Source organism: Acinetobacter sp. (genome assembly GCF_050285345.1).
Lineage (GTDB): Bacteria > Pseudomonadota > Gammaproteobacteria > Pseudomonadales > Moraxellaceae > Acinetobacter.
The window spans coordinates 1-21798 of sequence record NZ_JBLZXR010000083.1; the positions used below are offsets into that span (position 1 = coordinate 1).

Below are 21798 nucleotides of genomic sequence, written 5' to 3' on the forward strand. Positions count from 1 at the left end.
CATCGCTATGCATGACGCAGTTGCATTTGCTGCTTTAGCTTCTAAAGCTAAAGATGCATTAGCTGCATAAGTCTTTATGGCTTAAAAAAGACCGCTTTTAGCGGTCTTTTTTTATGGCTCAATAATTGTATGGGTTGAAGGCTTTAATCAAGAGGGGAAAATGCGCAAACAATACCATTTTCGCCAAGTGGGTGAGGATATCCATATTTGGGATGTGCATCGCTTAGTGGTGTTAAGTCAAAATTTAAAAGTTCAACAGGTCGCATTGACTGATATTCAAGAGTTAAATGAAGCCTATTGGTTTCCAAAATCTGCACCGACCACACAGCAAATCATTGAACATATGCACTTGGTTCAAGCTGCAGATTTAAGCTATCCCATTATTTTATGTGCATCAGGTCGGGTGATGGATGGGATGCATCGTGTAGCCAAAGCGAAATTATTGAATCAATCCATTATTCAAGCTGTGCGTTTTGATCAAACCCCAACCGCTGATTTTATCAATTTAGATGAGGGTGAATTAGACTACGATGGTGATTGAAAATTAACCATGGTGAAACGATGCGATATCGTGTATTACTGAGGGAGACAAAACCGCAAACTTGAATGACCAAAATGAAAAAAATTAATGTAGTTGGTACCTCTGCTACAGGAAAATCAACCTTTTCCAAAGCTTTGGCGGAAAAATTAGGTCTGCATTACATCGAACTGGACATCCTGTTTTGGCTCGATGATTGGCAAGAATGTCCGGATGAAATCTTTTTTGCCCGTATTGAAGCTGAAATGGCCAAGGCTAAAAATGGCTATGTTATCGATGGAAATTATACCCGCGCAATCCCTGTTAAATGGGCGGAAATTGATACCGTGATCTGGTTGGATTTACCTTTCCCGATCAATTTATACCGTTCAATTAAGCGTACGGTTTCTCGGTCGAAGTCCAAACAAGATTTGTGGCCAAACTCAAATAACCAAGACAGTTTATGGCGTATGTTCGGACCCAATTCGATGGTATGGTGGATGATTAAGACCCATAAAAAGAATCGCAATAAATATTTAAAAATGATGTCCGCGCCAGAGTATCAATATATTCAGTGGATTCGATTAAAAACACCGAAAGAAGTAGAGCAGTTTTTAGCACAGTTGGATTCTTATGAATATGTGGTCTAGTTTTAGCAATATTGGTTTTTTACATAAATGATCTTTAAACATTTTTCGACGACATTCTAATATTAAATTAGGTGAAAAAATAACAAGGAGAAGAGCAATGCTGGCAGAAATTGTGGGAATGGGACAAGGAAGTATTACAGTTGAATTGGAAATGATTCCTCGTAAAGGTGAGGCAGTCAAAATTATGTACGGTGCAGATGCACAAATTGAAGGCGAAGTCGTTTCGGTCAGTCACTATATCAATCAGCATGCGGATCAACACCGAGTAAAACTGGAAATTAGACCGTTTAATTACTTAATTACCTCATAAAAAAAGCCCTTCAGATGAAGTAATGCTGATCAGTTAAGGAAATTCGGGTTATTTATTACCCTAAATTTCCTTATATTTGGATTTAAAGTGAGCTAAATTTACGTCTTACTGACCTTATTTTTAACTTTTAAATCCTTAACTGACTGGCATTACTTCAGATGAAGGGCTCCTTAAACTTTAATGCAGCTTAAAAGTGATTAAAGTCCGAAATAATAAGCTAAGAGACAAATGGCCACAGTAATAATAATCAGAGTAATCACACCACCGGCACCGGGTTTGTGTGGATGGTTCGGTGCGCTGGATTTAGGGTGGGCTGATGGACGATTTTCTGTTCTCATACCTTCTAAGGGCGATGAAGTTTCAGCAGGCAGTGTTAAGCGGGCTGTCTTGTAATGATTGGCCACTTTAACAATAAATTTTGCGGTTAAATCATCGGTTTTTTGGGTAAAATGGCGCAAATTCAGCTGTTCTTCAGGACTTAGGATTGAGCCATCTTTATGGTAAGGCTGTTGAATCTGATGTTGAATAAAGCGATCCAACGCATCAAGGCGATGTAAGCTGTTGTGAGCAAAATCGGCTTGAGTATCTGTTGGTAATAACGATAAATAAACAGTGTCAGCTGAATCTGATTCTAAAGATATTTGAGTGCCATAATAAGGAGTGCCGAGTGATTCCGGATCCGTGAAACCTTCGGCGGGTTTTTGTAGGAACAACTCACTTTCGGTGTAGCTGTCAATATCATCCCAATTTGGTGGCTGAAGATCGGCTTCAATACGTTTAATTAATTTATGATTTAAGTCATAGCGCCAAAACGTTTCACGACGAATGTGAATTTGTTGGCTGGCGGGTGCTTCGTAGTCATTATCTGCGCTGTACCATTCTGCTAATTCTTTACCAAAAATCCAGGCCTGCTTTTTATGCTGCTCATGACTCACAATAAAATGTGCAAAGGGCAATAACTCGACATTGGCATTGGGATTTTGTTCATCATTTAAAAGGCTTGAGCTATGTAAACTCAAGCGTTGTACGCCTTGTTTTTTTAAGCCTTCTAGCCAAATCTGAAAATGTTGCGCCAATAAATGCTGTGAAAGCAAATCACGAAAATGGAAACTGTGACAATCAAAAATATGATGATGTAACCAGCGTTGAAAACTTAAATCTTGGCTGAGAAATTCATTACCATAAGTCACAAGGACGAGCTGCTGTTTCCAGATTGGATCAAGTGCCATAGAGATAGGATCCCATTGATATTGTGTTTATCTTATACTTTTTTTAAAACTTGATGCTAATGCAATTTTAACTTGTGAATGCGCTTCATCATAACGGCTAAAAACTGTTAGAATAAGGGGTTTATATTATTTTTTTAAATTGTTGCTTTGAGAGTTACTATGTCACTGGAAGCCCTGACCACTGAAGCGCTCGCTGCGATTGCAGCAGCTCAAGACCTTGCTACACTCGACCAAGTGCGAGTGCAATTTACAGGGAAAAAAAGCCAGCTCGCGGAACAATCGAAGTCACTCGGCAAAATGAACCCAGAAGAACGTAAAGTTTTTGGGGCACAAATTCATGCCGTTCGTGAATCGATTACTGGCGCACTGACTGCTCGTCAAGCTGAACTACAAAAAGCTGCATTAGAACAAAAGCTTGCTAGTGAAACGATTGATATTACCTTACCTGGTCGTGGACAAACGGTGGGCAGTATTCACCCCGTTACTCAAGTTCAAGAACGTATTTGCCAGTTCTTTACCAAAGCGGGATTTACTGTGGCGACTGGGCCTGAAGTTGAAGATGATTATCACAACTTTGAAGCTCTGAATATTCCAGGTCACCATCCTGCACGTGCCATGCACGATACTTTCTATTTCGATGTCAATCACTTGCTTCGTACCCATACTTCTGGTGTGCAAATCCGTACTATGGAAACGACTCAGCCACCAATTCGTATTGTGTGCCCGGGCCGTGTTTACCGCTGTGACTCAGACCAAACACATTCTCCAATGTTCCACCAAATCGAAGGTCTGTACGTGGCTGAAAATAGCAGCTTTGCAGAGCTCAAAGGCTTATTGGTGAACTTGCTGAATGAGTTCTTTGAAAAAGATCTTAAAGTACGTTTCCGCCCATCATATTTCCCATTCACTGAGCCAAGTGCGGAAGTGGATATTATGGATGAGCGCGGTAAATGGTTAGAAGTGTTGGGCTGCGGTATGGTGCATCCAAACGTATTGCGTGCTGCCGGCATTGATCCTGATCAATATAAAGGTTTTGCCTTTGGTTTGGGGGTTGAGCGTTTTGCAATGTTACGTTATGGCATTAATGACCTACGTATGTTCTACCAAAATGATGTGCGTTTTTTACGCCAATTTGCTTAAAAAATTTAGACCTTTCCCTGACCTCCCTTCAAAGGGGAGTGGTGTTCAAATGTGATTCAGGGCGCTCTTCTGTTGAGTAAAGAAGAGTGAGAACGGGATTCAAGAATTTAGATTTATAGGTTTTTAACGAAATGAAAATTAGCGAAAATTGGCTACGTACATGGGTTAACCCAGCCATTGATAGCGATACGCTTTCTGATCAACTAACGATGTTGGGTCTTGAAGTTGATGATTTATCACCTGCAGCAAAACCCTTTACAGGTGTCGTGGTTGGTGAAGTCTTAACTGTGGTACAACATCCAGATGCAGATCGTTTACGTGTAACTACGGTTAACATCGGTTCAGGTGAGCCTTTACAAATCGTTTGTGGTGCACCAAACGTACGTGTAGGCATGAAAGCACCAGTTGCGACCATTGGTGCGGTACTTCCGGGTGACTTTAAAATTAAAAAAGGCAAACTTCGTGGTGTGGAATCACAAGGGATGCTGTGCGGTGCTTCAGAAATTGACTTAGAAGATAAAATCGACGGTCTTTTGGAGTTACCCAGTGATGCGCCTGTCGGTGTAAATATCCGTGAATATCTCGACCTTGATGACAACGTGATTGACATCAGTATTACACCAAACCGTGGTGACTGCTTCAGTATTCGTGGTATTGCCCGTGAAATTGGGGTGATTAACCAACTTCCTGTGACTGCACCTGAAATTAAAGAAGTTGCAGCAAGCATCACTGATGCAAAACAAGTGGTTCTTGAAACAGAAGGTTGTCCACGTTACCTCGGCCGTGTGATTAAAAACGTCAATACCAAAGCGCCAACACCTGAATGGATGGAACGTGCTTTAGTCCGTGCAGGTATTCGTCAACACAGTATTTTGGTCGATATTACCAACTATGTCTTGATGGAACTTGGTCAACCGTTACACGCATTTGATGGCGGTAAAGTGAATGGCTCGGTACATGTTCGCCAAGCCACAGCAGCAGAAAAGCTTACCTTGCTGAATGAGCAAGAAGTTGAACTTTCTGAAAATGTGATGGTGATTGCAGATAACGATAAAGCTTTAGCGATTGCCGGCATCATGGGTGGGTTGTCTTCAGCAGTGTCTGATGAAACAACAGAAATTTTCCTAGAATCTGCGTTCTTCGATCAATTACATATCGCGGGTCGTGCGCGTAGCTTCGGTTTACATACTGATGCCTCACAGCGCTATGAACGTGGTGTAGATTTTGAATTACCGATGACCGCAATGCACCGTGCTTCTCAGCTCATTGCTGATTTGGCTGGTGGTGAGTTTGGTCCAATCACTATTGCTGAAAAAGTTGAATTGCTACCAAAACGCGAAGCCATTGAACTCAATCAAGCACAAGTAGATCAATTGCTTGGCTATAAAGTTGAAAGCGACTTTATTACCGATACGTTAACCCGTTTAGGTTGCAAGGTTACAGTGAAAGCTGAAGGTGAGTGGACGGTTGTTCCGCCATCGCACCGTTTCGATATGACGATTTACCAAGACTTGATTGAAGAAGTTGCTCGTATTCACGGTTATGACAATATTCAAATCAGCTTACCTGTAATTGATGTGAAACTGGCGAAATACCAAGATCAATTTGAATTGGGACAATTACGTCAAACTGCGGTGACTTTAGGTTATCAAGAAGCGATTAGCTTTAGCTTTGCTGATGCAAAACTTGAAAAACAATTGAATCCACAAGGTCAGCCGTTGGCATTGGCAAACCCAATTTCAAGCGATCTTGCAGTGATGCGCTCAACATTGTTATCAAGCTTGATTCCATGCCTGCAATATAATGTTAACCGTCAGCAAAACCGTGTGCGTTTCTATGAGTTAGGACTCCGTTTTGATTATCAAGGTGCCAGTAGCATCCATGATCTCAAACAAATTCCAACTTTTGCGATGGTGGCGACAGGTTCGCGTGCGACTGAATCTTGGCATGCGAAAGCTCAGCCAATGGATTTCTTTGACTTCAAAGGCGATATTGAAGAAATCTTAAAGGCAGCACGTTTAGAGGTTGAATATGTACGTTCAACACGTGCGTGGTTACATCCTGGCCAATCTGCTGAAATTTTGCTGAATGGACAGTCGATTGGTTACTTTGGTCGTTTGCACCCTTCTTTAGAGGCTGAACTTGATTTAGCGACAACTTGGGTCGCAGAAATCGATCAATCGGCTGTTTTGCAAACTTATGTATCTAATTTTACAGAATTATCACGTTTTCCATCGGTTCGACGTGATATTGCGCTTTTAATTAGTGATAAGATTAATGTTAGTGAAATTCAGCAACTTATCGAAAAATCAGGCGGTGAGCTTTTAGACTCGGTTTGGTTGTTCGATGTGTACACGGGTCAAGGTGTTGAAGAAGGCAAACGCTCATTGGCATTTGCGATTCAATGGCAACATCCAACACGTACACTTGAAGATGCTGAAATCAAATCCGGTATGGATAACATACTTCAGGTGTTGGAAAACACTTACCATGCGACATTGAGGGCTTCATGACAGCATTAACAAAAGCAGAAATGGCTGATCATTTAAGTGAGCTCACGAGTTTAAACCGTCGTGAAGCAAAACAAATGGTCGAGTTATTCTTCGATGAGATTAGCCAAGCGCTAATCTCTGGGGAACAAGTTAAACTCTCTGGTTTCGGTAACTTCGAGTTGCGTGACAAACGTCAACGCCCAGGCCGTAACCCGAAAACGGGTGAAGAAATTCCGATTTCTGCCCGTCGTGTAGTTACCTTCCGTGCGGGACAAAAATTCCGTCAACGCGTAGGAACAGAGCAGATCGATTGATCTGCTTTTTTTTGCCTAAAATTATGGGATGATTAACCCAAGTCGATAGCGCATGGTTTTATGATGAGTTCATTATTTTTATGTTGCAACGATATCAGATAAGCGTTACAGATAGGTGTTATAAAACTCTGCTTAAGGATTATGTCTGAGATTGTTTAACGTTATAAAATCTAGCACTCTCTTTAAGAAACACAGAAAGAAAAAATAAATTTTGTGAGCAATGCGAGTAAATATCTAGGCTTCGTTATTCTGTGATTTGATATTTTTAACAATAGTATAGGCAATAAAAAAGAGAGCCAAAGGGCTCTCTTTTTGTACTGAATAATCGTATAGATTATTGAGCAGCAACTTCAGAAGCAGCAGCAGTAGCTTCAGAAGCAGCAACAGTAGCTTCAGAAGCAGCAACAGTAGCTTCAGAAGCAGCAGCTTCAGCTTCTACTACAGCAGCGTCAGATGCAGCAACTACTTCAGAAGCAGCAGCTTCAGATGCAGCAGCAGGAGCAGCTTCTTCAGTTTTTTTAGCACAACCAACGAAAGCTAAAGTAGTAGCAACTGCAGCAGCAATAGCGATTTTTTTGAATAACATGGCATCACTCTCTAAAATATGAGATTAAAAAATAACCTGCGTTAGTCTGTTGTGTGCTTTTATTATGCCTAGTGGACTAGGTAGTAAAATGCAAGAGCAGTCTAACTGGTCTGCGTGTATGCTATCACCGAGCATTTTGAAATGCTACTAGCCACGTTGAAAAAACAGTGAAAAAAGGCAAAAAACTGTCCACTTTTTAACAGAAAATAACAATTAAAGAAAAGAGTTATATTGGAGAAGTACGAAATAAGCTCCTAAAAAGTCTAGGGTTTTTAATAATATTTTTTTTATAATCATTTACTTGTAAATAAGTTTACATGAAATCTCGTCAATTGTTTCTTTGTGTAAGTGAAGTCAACCAAATAAAAAGGCCATCGTTGTAGATGGCCTTTTTATCAAAGCTGCAAACTTAGTTTGAAGCTTTACGTTTCATCTGATCAAAGAAATCATCATTGGTTTTGGTTTCTTTCATGCGATCAAGCAAGAATTCCATAGCCGCAAGCTCGTCTTGAGTATGAAGAAGCTTACGCAAAATCCAAACTTTACGCAGGTTATCTTCAGACATTAAACGCTCTTCACGGCGGGTACCAGATTTCTTGATGTTCATTGCAGGGAACACACGTTTTTCTGCAATACGACGATCAAGGGTAATCTCTTGGTTACCTGTACCCTTGAATTCTTCGTAGATCACTTCATCCATTTTACTGCCTGTTTCGATCAATGCAGTAGAAATAATGGTCAGTGAACCACCTTCTTCAATATTACGTGCAGCACCAAAGAAACGTTTTGGACGTTCTAGCGCATGTGCATCGACACCACCGGTCAAAACCTTACCTGAAGATGGAATCACCGTGTTGTAAGCACGTGCTAAACGGGTAATCGAATCGAGCAGGATCACCACGTCTTTTTTATGTTCAACCAGACGTTTTGCTTTTTCAATCACCATTTCAGCGACTTGGACGTGACGTGCAGGGGATTCATCAAAGGTTGATGCAATGACTTCACCACGAACAGTACGTTCCATTTCGGTTACTTCCTCTGGACGTTCATCAATCAGAAGTACGATTAGGAAGCATTCAGGATTGTTGCGAACAATTGATTGTGCAATATTTTGCAACAACATAGTTTTACCCGCTTTTGGCGGTGCAACAATAATTGAACGTTGACCTTTACCAATTGGAGCAACCAAGTCAACTACGCGTGCAGTTAAATCTTCAGTTGTACCGTTACCCAATTCCATCACCAATTGTTCGGTTGGGAATAAAGGAGTCAGGTTTTCAAATAAAATTTTATTACGTGAGTTTTCGGGGGTGTCATAGTTAATTTGATTAACTTTTAATAATGCAAAATAACGTTCGCCTTCTTTCGGTGGACGAATTGTACCTGTAATGGTGTCACCAGTACGAAGGTTAAAGCGACGGATTTGTGATGGGCTCACATAGATGTCGTCAGGGCCGGCTAGATAAGAACCCGCTGCAGAGCGTAAGAAGCCAAAGCCGTCCGACAGAATTTCTAGAACGCCGTCACCAAAAATCTCTTCGCCGTTCATTGCGTGACGCTTTAAGATGGCGAAAATAATATCTTGCTTACGGTTACGAGCCATTCCTTCGAGGCCCATAAACTCGGCAATTTTGATGAGTTCGCCAATCGGTTTTTTCTTGAGTTCGGTTAAGTTCATAGGTGGTCAGATAGAATCTAAAATTCTGAGGTACAGGTTGGAAAAGGGAGCAACAAATTGGCCGCAATCATGCAAGAAACGATAGCAATTGATTTGCACAAAACAATTCAGAGATCTGATTCGTTATTTGAAGAGATATGTGAAAACAATTTTGTTGCCGAGCGGCATTTTATGTGTTGTGTTGTAAGAAAATGACAGGATTTGAGATCCTTTATTTCTTGATTAAGCAATATAAGAGAGAACGGGGCTTTTGTCAATTTATCGATAAAAAAAATACGCTGTAGAAAACAGCGTATTTCACTACATTTATTTTGTTTGAAAAAACTCAGATGTTTTCTTCAATGAATGCGGTTAATTTAGATTTAGGTGCAGCACCAACTTGAGTAGCAACCACTTCACCATTTTTAAACATCAATAAAGCAGGGATATTGCGGATGTTGTAGTTCACTGCAGTTTGTTCGCAAGAGGTCACATCCACTTTAACGATTTTCACTTTACCTTCATATTCTGCAGAAAGAACTTCAAGTACTGGCGCAATCGCTTTACAAGGCGCACACCAACCTGCCCAGAAATCTACAAGTACAGGGGTGTCAGACTCTAATACGTCAGTTTGGAAGTTTGCATCAGTTGTGTTTACGATATTACCAGACATGGAATTTGCTCCAGAATTAATTTTTTGGTTGACTCTATGCATCTAAGTATTACATAGCCAACTATAACAATGTAGGGGGTTATGTAAATTTTCGACCTGAATAACCGGTTTGTCTAATGGATGATCGCGATGCTGATCATCGTATACGGTTATTGAATGCATTCGATATTAAATATTCGCGTGTTCAGCAGTTCATGTGCATAAATGGCTTTTAAATTACATGCATGTGAATTAATCTAGGCACAATTCTGAACAGGTTTTTTTGAATAATGTCTGATTTTTTAATTGATGAAGAATTACTTGCTGCCATCGATATGGGGTCGAACAGCTTCCATCTTGCCATTGCCCGGGTGGATCATGGGGAAGTTAAAAAAGTTGCATCAATGTCAGAAAAAGTACAGCTTGCAGCCGGTCTTGATGAAAATAAGAATTTGACCGAAGCCGCACAGCAACGCGGTTTGGCATGTTTGGCTAGATTTGTTGGCCGTTTAAATCCTGTTCAGGCCAATCGTTTACGTATTGTCGCAACCAATGCTTTGCGTCAAGCAAAAAATGGTCATGAATTTATTCAAAAAGCGGCAGAAATTTTACCCAAACCAATTGAAATTATTGCCGGTCGTGAAGAAGCACGTCTGATTTACCTTGGTGTGTCACATACCATGGCCAATAGCGGTCGCCGCCTTGTGATTGATATTGGTGGTGGTTCAACAGAACTGATTATTGGTGAAGAATTTGAACCAATTCATACCGAATCGGTGCAAATGGGCTGTGTCGCATTTACCAAAGCTTTCTTTGTAGACGGCGAAATTAGCCTAAAATGTTTTGATAAAGCGGTGAATGCAGCGCGTAAAGAAATTGCCGGCATTGCCAATACCTATAAAGCTGCGGGTTGGGATACAGTGGTCGGTTCAAGTGGTACGATTAAAGCTTGCCGCCAGATTTGTGTGAATATGGGTTGGAGTAATGATCAGGAAGAATTGACACGCGACGGTCTATTTAAGCTGAAAGACAAATTACTCAAATATAAGCATGTAAGTGAAATGGAGTTTGAAGGTCTGAAAGATGATCGTCGAGCAGTTTTGCCTGCGGGTATTGCCATTTTATATGCAGTATTTGATGTGCTGAAGATTGATCGTCTGGTGTATTCGGATGGCGCTTTACGTGAAGGCGTGATGTATGACCTGCTCGGTCGTTTCCAGCATGAAGATGTTCGTGATCGTTCTGTACATGCTTTGATGGGGCGTTATAACGCCGATATGAAACAAGCAGAACGTGTGGTCAATACCGCACAGCAACTGTTTAATGGTATCGCGACAGCGCTGAGCTTAACCAGTGATGACAGTGATTTACTGCGCCGCGCAGCCTATTTACATGAAATTGGTTTAGCCATCAGTCATAGTGGTTACCATCGCCATGGCGCTTATTTATTACAACATTCGGATATTCCGGGTTTCTCGCAAATTGATCAAAACCATCTTTCACACTTGGTTGCCCACCATCGTCGGAAGTTGCGCAGCGATGCTCGCGTTGATGTGATGAAAGTTGGTGGTAACAAACTTGTGTACTTATGTCTATTGCTTCGTTTAGCAGTTTTACTTAATCATAGTCGTAGTGATGAGATGCTTCCTGCCATTGAATTGAGCGTGGACAATGCGCAACAATGGCAGCTAAGTGTTTCTGGTGATGCCAAACAGTGGCCTTTGTTGGTTGCAGACTTGCATGATGAGCAGGCGCAATTTCAGCATTGGGATATTGAATTAAATATCCAGTCGGAACAATTTATCAATTAACAGACCAGTTAAGTTAGGGATAATGATCGACCCATGAAAAATAAAGCAGCTCAATCTAAAGCCTGGACTACGGTTCAGATCGCACGTCATCCTGAACGTCCGCAGTTTTTGGATTATGTTGGCGAAATTTTTACAGAGTTCGATGCTTTGCATGGTGATCGCCTCTTTGGTGATGATGGTGCGATGATAGGCGGTTTGGCTCGTCTAGATGGTCAACCAGTCATGATCGTAGGTCAGCACCGTGGTCGCAGTACCCGTGAAAAATTACAGCACAACTTCGGTATGAGTAATCCTGAAGGCTACCGTAAAGCGCAGCGCTTAATGGATATGGCGGAACGTTTTAATCTACCGGTGTTTACTTTTATTGATACTATGGGCGCATACCCAGGTGTAGGTGCAGAAGAGCGTGGTCAAGCAGAAGCGATTGCGACCAGTTTGGCACAACTTTCATCTTTAAAAGTACCTGTTGTTGCAACGGTATTGGGTGAAGGTGGTTCAGGTGGCGCATTGGGTATTGGTGTGGCTGACCGTGTAATCATGCTATCTCATAGTATTTATTCTGTGATTTCACCTGAAGGCTGTGCCTCTATTTTGTGGAAAACTGCTGAAAAAGCAGAACAAGCAAGTGAAGCATTAGCGTTAACTGCCGACAAATTGCAAAAAATCGGTATTGTGGAATATGTGGTGGACGAAGCTGAAGGCGCGCATTTAAACCCTGAAAAAGTCATGCAGGATTTAAAAGTCGTGTTGAAGCAGGCTCTGGAAGAATTGCAACCAATGGATGCAAACGAACGATGCGAAGCGCGTTATCAGCGTTTAATGAAGTTTGGCAGCGACAATTTAGGGCTGACTGCTTAAGTCAAATTCAGGCGCTGCCTGAACACAGCTCATTTTTAATAGGATGTAGTGGTGGCATGGATTCCATGTTACTGCTGCATCTTATGTCGTTTCTATGCCCTGAAAAAATTCGTGCAGTCTATATTGATCATCAATTACAGGCTGACAGTACCCGTTGGGGCGAGTTCGTAATGGCGCAATGCCAACTGTTGAATATTCCATGTATGATTCAACCGGTTCAGGTTGCACAAGGTAATTTGGAAAATCAAGCACGTACCGCACGCTATCAAGCCTTTCGGCAACATCTTCAGCCTCATGATATTTTAGTCTTGGCCCATCATCAGCAAGATCAAGCAGAAACCTTAGTGTTGCGTTTGCTTTCTGGGGCAGGGGTACATGGCCTTGCGGCAATGAAAAAGCTTGATGTTCGAGATGAATTTACCATTTGGCGGCCACTTCTGGATATTTCCCGTGAGCAAATTTGCCAATGGGCTGTGCAACTGAATGTGCAAAATATTCAAGACCTCACCAATTTTGATACTGATTATGATCGGGCGTGGAGTCGTGAAATTTTGTGGCCTGTTCTTAATGCTCGTTTTCCGAAAATGCAGCAAGCACTCAGCCGCAGCAGTTATCTGATGCAAGATGCCGATGAAATTTTGCAGGAAGTCTTACAGCAGGATTTACAGCGCTGCGGTTCGGCGGCTGTGCTTCAACTGGACTGTTTACAACAGCTTTCTATGGCGCGTCAAAGACAACTGCTTTCTGCATGGATGAAAGGTGAGGGGCAGTATCGTCCAAGTTTTGATATGGTACAGCGGCTCTTTGATGAAGTGATTGCATCACGTGAGGACTCTCAAGCAGCATTGCATTGGAATGGTTTTTATTATCTGCGTTTTCAGCAGCAGCTTCATCGTGTTGCAAAAACTGACTATGTACAAACAGTTCCAATTCAAGTTTCTCAATCTTTAAGGTTGCATGAACAGCAAGAAGTTGAATTGCCCTCAGGACATTTTAAAATCCAACCTGCGGCAATGGGACTTGCAGTAGAACTTTTGAATCAAGAGCTGACTATTAGCTCACGGGTGGGGGGGGAAAAAATCCATTTATATGGTCGCGTCGGTAGTTGGCCCTTAAAGAAAGCCATTCAGCAAGCGCAAATTTTTCCATGGCGACGTCATACAATTCAAATATTAAGCCGAGATAATGTTATGCTAGGCGTCTTTACGCCTCAGGGCTTTTGGTTAGCACAGTCTGAATACTGCACAGCACAGGGCTGGTTACCAACTTTATCTCTTTACGCTAAATCTGCAATATCGGATCTTCAATCATGAGCGCAATTCTAAATTGTAATATCAGTTTTATTGGTGGCGGCAACATGGCACAGGCTTTAATTGGTGGCCTGATTGCTCGAGGTGTCCCAACGACACGAATTACAGTTTCAGATCCAGTAGAAAAAGTCCGTGAGCTCTTGCTGGAAAAAGATTTACATGTGACTGACGATAACGTTGCTGCGATTCGTGATGCGGACATTGTATTATTTGCAGTAAAACCACAAGTTTTGGCTCAGGTGTTAACTCCACTTAAAGGTTTGCTTGAAGGTAAACTGGTAATTTCAATTGTTGCGGGTGCAGAAATTGCAACGATTTCAAAACTATTAGGCACAGAGCGCATTGTCCGTGTGATGCCGAATACCCCAGCACTTGTACAAACTGGTGCACATGGTCTATATGCAGGTGAAGCGGTATCTACAGCAGACCGTGATCTTGCAAGTCAAGTTTTGGCTTCTACAGGCCTTACACTTTGGGTAAACTCTGAAGCACAAATTGATGCAGTGACAGCGGTTTCAGGTTCAGGCCCAGCTTACTTTTTCTATATGATGGAAAGTATGATCCGCGCGGGTAAAAACATGGGGCTGGATGAAAAAGTGGCTACGGCATTAACCTTGCAAACTGCTTTGGGTGCTGCGCAAATGGCGATTACCAGTTCAAATAATCCTGCAGAGTTACGTAAAAATGTAACTTCACCCAATGGTACGACTCAAGCAGCGATTGAAGTGTTTGATCGTGCGCAGATCTCTCAAAACATTCAAGCTGCTTTGGCTGCTGCACAAAAACGTAGTCAAGAGTTGGCTGAAGAGTTAAGCGAAAGCACCAAGTAATTCGATTAGATTTAGGAAAGTTCAAGTATGGGCTCTGCTCAGATTTTTGGAATCATTATTAACGTTGCAATTTTGCTCGTATTTTTCCGTTTTTTAATGCAGCTTGCTGCTGTGAGTCCATATAACCCTGTGGTTTTGGCGACAGCAAAAGCCACAAAAATTGTTGATATTTTTAGCCGGATTTTTCCACCTTTGGCTAAAGGACGTGTCAATACCGCAGCACTAGTATTAGTTATCGTACTGTATTTATTGAAAATGTTTGGTTTGATGTATTTGTCTGGTGTGGCGGTTAATAGTCCTTTTCATCTGATCATCATGACCTTTGTGACCATGATTCAGGATTTAATTCGTTTCTGCCGTTACTTAATTTTTGCATCGATTATTTTGAGTTGGGTGGTGATGTTTAGCCAGTCACGTTCACCGTATATTGAAGTAGTACAGGAATTGGCCGAGCCATTACTTGCGCCTTTCCGCCGTATTTTGCCGAATATGGGCATGATTGACCTATCGCCAATCTTTGCAATCTTGGCTCTATTGGTGGCTGAAACCATTATGAAGCAAGTGGCGATTACGCTATTAACTGGTCTTTAATCTGGTTAAATTGAAAAGGACGCCTAGGCGTCCTTTTTTTGTGGCTTATTTTTTTGAGGGATACAGAACAAAAAATTTCTGTTCAGAAGACCTTACCTCCATCCCAACCTTCCTCCTAGAAGGAGGAAGGCGTAAATACTTTAGTGTGCTTCGTCCCAGTTGTTGCCTTTACCGACTTCCACAATCAATGGCACTGAAATTTTCAGGACAGATTGCATTACTTCAGTCAGTTTTGTCGCTAATTCATCGGCAATGGCTTCATCGACTTCAAAGACCAATTCATCGTGCACTTGAAGCAGCATTTTGGCTTGATCTTGCGGTAAGATTTTATCCACCGCAATCATTGCCAGTTTAATGATGTCCGCGGCAGAGCCTTGCAGTGGGGCATTAATCGCTGCGCGTTCAGCGCCTTGCTTCACCATTTTATTGCTGGCCATAATGTCTGGGGTATACAGACGGCGGCCAAGAATGGTTTCGACAAAACCTTGTTCACGTGCGACTTGGCGAGTACGTTCCATATATTCCAGTACGCCCGGATAACGTTGGAAATATTTGCCGATATAACTACGTGATTCTTCACGGCTAAAGCCCAACTGACGGGTTAAACCAAACTCAGACATGCCATACAAGAGACCGAAGTTTACCGCTTTGGCCTGACGACGTTGGTTACTGGTGACATCTTCTAAAGGAATACCCAAAACTTCTGCCGCGGTACGACGATGCACGTCTTGGCCATGATTAAAGGCATCGACCAATGCATGGTCTTGCGAGAAATGTGCCATTAAACGCAGTTCGATTTGTGAGTAATCGGCTGCGAGTAAGATACGACCTTCTGGTGCGATAAAAGCCTTACGGATTTGACGACCAATGTCTTCACGAATTGGAATATTTTGTAAGTTTGGATCAGTAGATGATAAACGACCCGTTGCCGTTAATGCCTGATGGTAACTGGTATGTACACGATGGGTTTCATCATTGACTTGTTTGAGTAAGCCATCAGTATAGGTGCTTTTGAGTTTAGACAGACCACGATATTCCAAAATGAGATCGGTAATCGGGTGGTCGATTTTTTCTAAAACACTTTCACTGGTACTGTATTGACCGGTTGATGTTTTTTTACCGCCTTTGAGTCCTAATTTATCAAATAGAATTTCACCAACTTGTTTGGGTGAACTGACGTTAAAACTTTGACCGGCAAGATCGGTAATTTCAGCTTCAAGGTTTTGAATGGTATTGGCAAATTCCACACCGAGTTGGTCAAGGAAGTTCATATCCAACTCAATACCGTTTTCTTCCATAGAAGTCAGCACACGCGCCACAGGCATTTCGATATTGTGCAAAATATTGACCAGTTCAGGATGGGCTTGTAGTTTTTTATCCAAAACTTCATACAGACGATAAGTCACATGCGCATCTTCAGCCGCATAATGTGCTGCGGTTTCAAGCTCAATCTGGTTAAAAGTTTTTTGTTTCGCCCCTTTCCCCGCGACTTGTTCAAACGTGGTAGTGAGATGGCTGAGATAAAGACGCGCAACGTCATCCATACCATGACGAGTTGCCACAGAGTTTAAAACGTAGGAAGCCAACATGGTATCAAAATACCACCCCGCCAAATGAATGCCGTGATTTTCCAGTACATGTGCATCATATTTCAGGTGGTGACCAATTTTCTTTACGCTGTCATCTTCAAGCAAAGGCTTAAGCTGATTTAAAATTGTATCGCGATCCAGCTGTGCAGGTGCACCTTCATAGTCATGTGCCAACGGAATGTAATAGGCATCATGGGCATCTAGAGCCACCGAGAAACCAACCACCTGTGCCACACGGTAATCCAGACTGGTGGTTTCAGTATCAAAAGCGAAACGTTTTTCAGTGCTCAGACGCTTGAATAAAATGTCCCAATCATCTTGATTTAATACTGTGTGATAGCGTGCTTCACCGAGTTGATCGTCCACGCTGGTTTTATCTGCTTGGTCTTCAACTTCAGGGGCATTGGCAACACTGGCAGTGGTGGTGATGGATTTTGTTGCCTGTTTATAAGTGGCACTGTTTGGATTGTTCGGATGATCAAGCGATTGGAGTTGATTACGGAATTCAAGTTCAGTATAAAGCTTGCGCAGCGCTGCGGTATTCGGATCTAACAGTTTCAAGTCTTCGTATTTCAGTCCCATGTCGAGGTCACAGACAATACTGGCCAACTGATGATCCAGTGTAATTCCTTCGACATTGTCTTTAATGTTTTGGCCGACTTTGCCTTTAATTTTATCGACATTTTCTAAAATGCCACCAATCGAGCCATATTCGGTCAATAATTTTGCTGCTGTTTTCGCCCCAACTCCTGGTACACCTTTAATCCCATCGGAAGCATCGCCCATCAGGGTCAGGTAGTCGATGATCTGATTCGGCCAGACCCCAAACTTGTCAAAAACGCCTTGGATGTCCATCGGTTTGTCTTTGAAGCTGTCTTCTAGTGTCACACGTTCAGTGACCAGTTGTGCCATGTCTTTGTCACCGGTTGAAATCAGCACTTGATGACCCGCAGCTTCTGCACGTTTGGCCAAAGTCCCGATAATGTCATCGGCTTCAGCGCCCGGCAGCATATGCAGTGGAATACCCAAAGCACGAATTAAGGCATGTAAATACGGGATTTGCTGAGCCAATTCATCCGGCATACTCGGACGGTCACCTTTATAAATCGGGGACAGTTCATGACGGAATGTCGGTTCAGGGGTATCGAAAATTACCGCCATGTGTGTCGGTTGGATACGACGCATCAATTTTTGGATGGCAGAAATGGCACCTCGGATTGCATTGGTGTGTAAACCGGTTGAAGTGGTTAATGGTGGCAGTGCATGGTAGGCACGAAATAAAAAGTATGACCCATCGACCAAGACAAATGGTGGCATTGATAATTTCCTAATCCTAAAAACGGTTTTATTGTACGTGATTTTTGTCACTCACGCTGACCCTAGATTGTATATGCAATTTACCCAATCACTGATGAATATTTTCAAAGCCACTGTTCGGCTCATGTATGATTGAAGGATTCAGAATAATGACGAAGCAGGTATGCTGAAACAGAATAATGAAATAAAGCTGATTTGGCTGATGGCGCTGATGATGATTGGTATCAGCGCATGGTATTTGGATGTTCGTGTGCTGAGTTATATCAGCGGCATTGCCTTCATCATGAGTGTCATGAGCTATGTGGATGATGTGCAATACGCAGCCAATGCATTGACCCAGCCACAAGTTGTTTCGTCAGTAACGTCGAAAATTCCTCTCTATATTGCGGCCTTGATCATCATTGTCGGTGCGTTGACCGAGCTGAATTATTTGGTTGCTTTGGGTATTACGGTCTGGGTGTATGTGTTTCTACGTTGGCTGAAACGGTTGGAACGACAGTTACAGCATGCACAGCAACTATATGCGAAACAATCCACTGCAACCCAATTCAATGCAAAAGAGGACACGCATTTATCTACCTCCATTTCAGCAACGCGAACAACTGAACATAAAAGCCAAGTTCAATCGTCCAATCAAAGTCTGTCTGCTCAAATTCAATATTGGTTATTTCAGGGCAATCCTGTCTTAAAAGTCGCAGTTTTGGTCTTAGTGATTGGGATAGTATTGTTACTGCGTTTCGCTACTGAACATTGGCAATTCAGTCTTGCCGCTAAATTATTGATGGTCAGTGTAGTTAGTAGCGCTGTCGTGATGCTCGGTTATCGTATGCAGCCGCAGAATCGAAGTTTTGGTTTAGCGCTTGAAGGTTTGGGACTGGCCACTTTATTTTTGACCTTATTTTTTGCTTATTATAATGCAGTGATTGCAAGCTTTGCTGCGGCGAGTGCCGTGTATTTGCTCATTATGCTGCTGACGATTCGACTAAGTCTAAAACAACAATCGGTTGAATTGGCCATTATGGCGATGCTGATCGCCTATATTGCACCTTTTACCTTACCAGTTCGTGATGCCACGGCGACTGAGTTGATTGCCTACTATTTGGTGATTAATATCGCCGTTGCTGTGCTGAGTACCTTAAGGCCTTGGAAATATCTGAATCAAATAGCATTTCTTATGACGGCCATCGTGGGTGGGGCGTATGCGTTTTATCAGGGCTACAGTACTGAACGTTATGTCATAAGCGGACTGGTCTTGGGTCATGCAGCAATTTTTATCTGGCTGAGTTTTCGTTTCAGTCAATTGCTGGCGCAACAAGATTTGGCTCAATTTCATTTAAAACCAGCATTAGATATCGGGTTGATTTTTGCAGCACCTTTGGCAGCGTATTTTACTTTGTATTTGATGTTTTTTGAGGAGACCGCTTGGCAAGCTGGTTTTAGCCTATTGTTTGCAGCAGTTTTTGTGTTGTTGTATCAGCTCAGTCAACGCAGTCATTCTATCAAGCTGATTGCACAAAGTTATTTCAGTTTAATGCTGATCTTTTTGGCCTTGATTCCCCCGATTTTATTACCTGATAAATGGAGTGTCGTCGGTTGGGCTGTTGAAGGGGCATTGATCTTTATCTTTGCCTTATACCGTCATTCTGCAATTAGTCGCTATTTGGCGATGGCGCTGTTGGTGATGGCTGGCTGTTCGAGTCTGTATTATTTTGTTGAGCTGAATCGATTTCCAAGTGAAATTTACTGGGGTGTGTGTTTCAGTTATTTTGCAGCGATCTTGGTGACTCATGCAGTCCCATCGTTTCATCAGCAGCTTTCGACCTCAACAATTGCCTTTCAATGTCTGCAAATGTTGTCTGCAACTTGTATGCTACTGATGTTACTTCTCGACTGGTTCACCACGCCAGATCAAATTGCGCAGAGCCTGTTAATGGTGAGTCTGTGCTATGTGCTGATGAATGAAATCTTATTGCTGCGTCAGGCGTCTTGGAGTTGGTCGATCATCAAATGGATTGGGATTATCCCAGTATATGTCTTGGCCTTATATCAAATCATGGAGGTAAGTCAGCAAGGGCAATTAATCTGGCAGACGCCAAGCGAACGACTGTATTTTACGCTTGCCGGTGTGTTGTTGAGCGTGTTTTGGTTAAGACCGCTGCTGGGCGTACGCGAAGAAAAAGAGTGGGTAAGTTTCGGAGTTTTGTTGAGCCTAGCATGGACCAGTCTGACCTTGCTGCCGACCATGCCTTATATCAGTGTAGTGATTTTACCGCTGCTGTTTTGTGCATGGTGCTATTGGCAAACCACGCAGCCGACATGGAAAATGTTTTGGCAGGCACGGAGCAACTTAATGTTGACCCTGATTTGGATTGTTTGTTCACAACTGTTTAGTCAGCAGGCGTTTATGGGTTATCTGTTACCTGTGTTGAATCCTTTTGATGTAGTGAGCTTACTGATGTTGGCAGGATTTTTATGGATGCTGAATCAACAACTAAAATCAGGTTTAGATCGAAGTTTAGGGGCATTATCCAGTGTGCTGGGGCTATTGTGGCTCAGCAGTTATGTGATTCTTCGTGCCTTACATGTCTATTTCGATACGCCTTATAACAGTTTGGACATTTGGCGCGATGCGACGATACAGCTGAGTTTTACCCTACTTTGGGTCAGTTTGGCTTTGGTCAGTATGCGTTTCGCCAGTCAACGCCAGTTACGTGCAGTCTGGTTATTGGGCGGTAGCATTTTAGTGATTGTGACGTTGAAATTGGTGCTGCTGGATTTATCGCATGTCGGAACCTTGATGCGGGTGATTTCATTTATGGCCGCAGGTTTGGCTATGTTAGTGATTGCTTATATTGCACCCATGCCGAATGACAAGATTGAGTCCTAATGTATGGTGTAATGGAGCATTGGACTGAAAGAAGCATCATCGATGTTGGCTAAATGCGAAAGTGTCATCATAGCTCTATCGAAATTTTGAGTCCTTAAAATAAAGCCCTAAGTTTTAGTTTAGGGCTTTGAGTTTATTTTAAATTGGGTTCGCGCTTAATCTCTTGTGCGTTGGCATAGGGATCAAGATCTGCTTCAACCGCTTGAGTGGAAAGAGGGGCATCGACAAAGCCCATTTTCGGTACTGGGATTTCAATTTTATTTTCCACAAAACCATTACGAATCCGTTCCTGCATTTCATCACGCACTTTTAAAAAGTTCTCGCGTTTACACCAAATCGCAAACAGTAGTTCAATGGAAGATTCACGAAATGCGGTAACAGTCACCGCAGGTTTAGGATCGGCCAATACCAATGGATATTTGCCCGCCACGTCTAATAATACTTCACGGACTTTGATAATGTCTTCATGGAAGTTAATGGCCAGAGTAATCGGTATGCGCCGGATTGGAAATTTTGACAAGTTATGCACCGGAGCACGAATCAGCTGCTCATTCGGCAAGCGGACGTAGACATTGTCCTGTGTCAGTAATTTGACCGACAGTAAATCAATCGAAATTACTTCACCTTCAATGGTATGACCGCGGATTAAGGTCAATTGAATGGTATCGCCGACCTCAAAAGAACCTTCACCAATTAGGAACATCCCGCTGATCAAGTTTGATGCCGAGGTTTGTGAGGCAAAACCCAGTGCGACCGTTAAGATCCCAGCTGCACCTAAAAAGACGCTAAGTTTAAAACCGGCTTCTTTTAGACTGGCCATGACAAAAATAAGAAAAATGAAATAGAAAATACCGCGCCGCCAGACCAGTTGTTGATGTGCATTAAAGCGCACGCCTATGGTACGGACAAAGGTATTTGAGACAAAACGTGCAATGATAAAACCAATTACAGCGAGTAAGACTGCAACCAATAATTCCGTCAGCCGGTCCGCATTGAGGTTACTGACCATTCCTTTTAGGCTATTAATGACCTCTTTGGAAATACTTAACTCTGCCATA

18 protein-coding genes are annotated in these 21798 nt (G+C 42.4%); 12 read left to right on the forward strand and 6 right to left on the reverse strand.

Features of this window, described 5'->3' with window-relative positions; translation table 11 throughout:
* Positions 1-160 precede the first annotated feature (160 nt).
* The 3 genes from ACN6OV_RS07330 to ACN6OV_RS07340 all read left to right on the forward strand — a co-directional run bounded on the left by ACN6OV_RS07330 (position 161) and on the right by ACN6OV_RS07340 (position 1477).
* Complete coding sequence (locus tag ACN6OV_RS07330; RefSeq protein ID WP_427951385.1) at positions 161-541, forward strand: hypothetical protein; 381 nt, start codon at positions 161-163, stop codon at positions 539-541.
* 74 nt (positions 542-615) lie between these two features.
* The gene (locus ACN6OV_RS07335; protein ID WP_427951388.1) at positions 616-1167 is read left to right on the forward strand and encodes an adenylate kinase; all 552 of its coding nucleotides are present in this window, start codon (positions 616-618) and stop codon (positions 1165-1167) included.
* A gap of 97 nt (positions 1168-1264) precedes the next feature.
* The gene (locus ACN6OV_RS07340) at positions 1265-1477 is read left to right on the forward strand and encodes a hypothetical protein (RefSeq protein WP_427951390.1); all 213 of its coding nucleotides are present in this window, start codon (positions 1265-1267) and stop codon (positions 1475-1477) included.
* 197 nt (positions 1478-1674) lie between these two features.
* On the opposite strand, the gene ACN6OV_RS07345 is transcribed toward ACN6OV_RS07340, so the two are convergent.
* Complete coding sequence (locus ACN6OV_RS07345; RefSeq protein ID WP_427951393.1) at positions 1675-2706, reverse strand: hypothetical protein; 1032 nt, start codon at positions 2704-2706, stop codon at positions 1675-1677.
* Between the two features lie 159 nt (positions 2707-2865).
* On the opposite strand from ACN6OV_RS07345, the gene pheS reads away from it, so the two are divergent.
* From pheS to ACN6OV_RS07360, 3 genes are all read left to right on the forward strand, one after another.
* A complete protein-coding gene (gene pheS, locus ACN6OV_RS07350) occupies positions 2866-3846 on the forward strand; it encodes a phenylalanine--tRNA ligase subunit alpha (protein WP_427951396.1) in 981 nt (326 codons plus the stop codon).
* Between the two features lie 131 nt (positions 3847-3977).
* Complete coding sequence (gene pheT, locus ACN6OV_RS07355; protein ID WP_427951400.1) at positions 3978-6359, forward strand: phenylalanine--tRNA ligase subunit beta; 2382 nt, start codon at positions 3978-3980, stop codon at positions 6357-6359.
* Positions 6356-6652 carry an integration host factor subunit alpha gene (locus tag ACN6OV_RS07360; protein WP_067763456.1) on the forward strand — a complete coding sequence of 99 codons (297 nt, stop codon included), beginning with the start codon at positions 6356-6358 and terminating at the stop codon, positions 6650-6652. Before pheT ends, ACN6OV_RS07360 begins: the two co-directional genes overlap by 4 nt.
* Before the next feature lie 334 nt (positions 6653-6986).
* Here the strand turns inward: ACN6OV_RS07360 and ACN6OV_RS07365 are convergent, their stop codons facing one another.
* The 3 genes from ACN6OV_RS07365 to trxA form a co-directional block, all read right to left on the reverse strand.
* Entirely contained in the window at positions 6987-7238 is a 252-nt protein-coding gene (locus tag ACN6OV_RS07365; protein WP_067763454.1) for a hypothetical protein, read from the reverse strand.
* A 409-nt stretch (positions 7239-7647) separates the two neighbouring features.
* Entirely contained in the window at positions 7648-8916 is a 1269-nt protein-coding gene (rho, locus tag ACN6OV_RS07370; protein WP_004812998.1) for a transcription termination factor Rho, read from the reverse strand.
* Positions 8917-9241: 325 nt separating this feature from the next.
* Positions 9242-9568 carry a thioredoxin gene (trxA, locus tag ACN6OV_RS07375; RefSeq protein WP_427951404.1) on the reverse strand — a complete coding sequence of 109 codons (327 nt, stop codon included), beginning with the start codon at positions 9566-9568 and terminating at the stop codon, positions 9242-9244.
* Between the two features lie 269 nt (positions 9569-9837).
* Here trxA and ppx point away from each other — a divergent pair, with 269 nt between their 5' ends.
* Genes ppx through ACN6OV_RS07400 form a run of 5 tightly spaced genes read left to right on the forward strand, consistent with a single transcriptional unit; the run spans position 9838 to position 14947 of the window.
* Positions 9838-11358: an exopolyphosphatase gene (gene ppx, locus ACN6OV_RS07380; RefSeq protein WP_427951407.1), complete on the forward strand. Its 1521-nt coding sequence runs from the start codon at positions 9838-9840 to the stop codon at positions 11356-11358.
* 33 nt (positions 11359-11391) lie between these two features.
* Positions 11392-12216 (forward strand): acetyl-CoA carboxylase carboxyltransferase subunit alpha, encoded by an 825-nt coding sequence (locus ACN6OV_RS07385; RefSeq protein WP_067763448.1) that lies wholly within the window; start codon positions 11392-11394, stop codon positions 12214-12216.
* On the forward strand, positions 12153-13529 hold the full coding sequence (gene tilS, locus ACN6OV_RS07390; protein ID WP_427951409.1) for a tRNA lysidine(34) synthetase TilS: 1377 nt from the start codon (positions 12153-12155) through the stop codon (positions 13527-13529). The genes ACN6OV_RS07385 and tilS overlap by 64 nt, the downstream gene beginning before the upstream one ends.
* Entirely contained in the window at positions 13526-14356 is an 831-nt protein-coding gene (gene proC / locus ACN6OV_RS07395; RefSeq protein WP_427951412.1) for a pyrroline-5-carboxylate reductase, read from the forward strand. The genes tilS and proC overlap by 4 nt, the downstream gene beginning before the upstream one ends.
* A gap of 27 nt (positions 14357-14383) precedes the next feature.
* Positions 14384-14947 (forward strand): YggT family protein, encoded by a 564-nt coding sequence (locus ACN6OV_RS07400; protein ID WP_427951415.1) that lies wholly within the window; start codon positions 14384-14386, stop codon positions 14945-14947.
* A gap of 140 nt (positions 14948-15087) precedes the next feature.
* Here the strand turns inward: ACN6OV_RS07400 and polA are convergent, their stop codons facing one another.
* Entirely contained in the window at positions 15088-17853 is a 2766-nt protein-coding gene (gene polA / locus ACN6OV_RS07405) for a DNA polymerase I (protein WP_427951418.1), read from the reverse strand.
* Between the two features lie 163 nt (positions 17854-18016).
* Between polA and ACN6OV_RS07410 the strand changes: the two genes are divergently transcribed.
* Positions 18017-20740, forward strand: a complete 2724-nt coding sequence (locus tag ACN6OV_RS07410; RefSeq protein WP_427951421.1) for a DUF2339 domain-containing protein — start codon at positions 18017-18019, stop codon at positions 20738-20740.
* 133 nt (positions 20741-20873) lie between these two features.
* On the opposite strand, the gene ACN6OV_RS07415 is transcribed toward ACN6OV_RS07410, so the two are convergent.
* Complete coding sequence (locus ACN6OV_RS07415; protein WP_427951424.1) at positions 20874-21797, reverse strand: mechanosensitive ion channel family protein; 924 nt, start codon at positions 21795-21797, stop codon at positions 20874-20876.
* Between the last annotated feature and the right edge of the window lies 1 nt (position 21798).

Excerpts from the sequence above, each read along its gene's own strand:
- pheS (WP_427951396.1), top strand. The coding sequence starts at position 2,866 with ATGTCACTGGAAGCCCTGACCACTGAAGCGCTCGCTGCGATTGCAGCA.
- ACN6OV_RS07340 (WP_427951390.1), top strand. The coding sequence starts at position 1,265 with ATGCTGGCAGAAATTGTGGGAATGGGACAAGGAAGTATTACAGTTGAA.
- tilS (WP_427951409.1), top strand. The coding sequence starts at position 12,153 with ATGCGAAGCGCGTTATCAGCGTTTAATGAAGTTTGGCAGCGACAATTT.
- ACN6OV_RS07360 (WP_067763456.1), top strand. The coding sequence starts at position 6,356 with ATGACAGCATTAACAAAAGCAGAAATGGCTGATCATTTAAGTGAGCTC.
- rho (WP_004812998.1), bottom strand. The coding sequence starts at position 8,916 with ATGAACTTAACCGAACTCAAGAAAAAACCGATTGGCGAACTCATCAAA.
- ACN6OV_RS07415 (WP_427951424.1), bottom strand. The coding sequence starts at position 21,797 with ATGGCAGAGTTAAGTATTTCCAAAGAGGTCATTAATAGCCTAAAAGGA.
- trxA (WP_427951404.1), bottom strand. The coding sequence starts at position 9,568 with ATGTCTGGTAATATCGTAAACACAACTGATGCAAACTTCCAAACTGAC.
- ACN6OV_RS07345 (WP_427951393.1), bottom strand. The coding sequence starts at position 2,706 with ATGGCACTTGATCCAATCTGGAAACAGCAGCTCGTCCTTGTGACTTAT.
- ACN6OV_RS07330 (WP_427951385.1), top strand. The coding sequence starts at position 161 with ATGCGCAAACAATACCATTTTCGCCAAGTGGGTGAGGATATCCATATT.
- ACN6OV_RS07400 (WP_427951415.1), top strand. The coding sequence starts at position 14,384 with ATGGGCTCTGCTCAGATTTTTGGAATCATTATTAACGTTGCAATTTTG.
- ACN6OV_RS07410 (WP_427951421.1), top strand. The coding sequence starts at position 18,017 with ATGCTGAAACAGAATAATGAAATAAAGCTGATTTGGCTGATGGCGCTG.
- pheT (WP_427951400.1), top strand. The coding sequence starts at position 3,978 with ATGAAAATTAGCGAAAATTGGCTACGTACATGGGTTAACCCAGCCATT.
- ACN6OV_RS07365 (WP_067763454.1), bottom strand. The coding sequence starts at position 7,238 with ATGTTATTCAAAAAAATCGCTATTGCTGCTGCAGTTGCTACTACTTTA.
- ppx (WP_427951407.1), top strand. The coding sequence starts at position 9,838 with ATGTCTGATTTTTTAATTGATGAAGAATTACTTGCTGCCATCGATATG.
- proC (WP_427951412.1), top strand. The coding sequence starts at position 13,526 with ATGAGCGCAATTCTAAATTGTAATATCAGTTTTATTGGTGGCGGCAAC.
- ACN6OV_RS07385 (WP_067763448.1), top strand. The coding sequence starts at position 11,392 with ATGAAAAATAAAGCAGCTCAATCTAAAGCCTGGACTACGGTTCAGATC.
- ACN6OV_RS07335 (WP_427951388.1), top strand. The coding sequence starts at position 616 with ATGAAAAAAATTAATGTAGTTGGTACCTCTGCTACAGGAAAATCAACC.
- polA (WP_427951418.1), bottom strand. The coding sequence starts at position 17,853 with ATGCCACCATTTGTCTTGGTCGATGGGTCATACTTTTTATTTCGTGCC.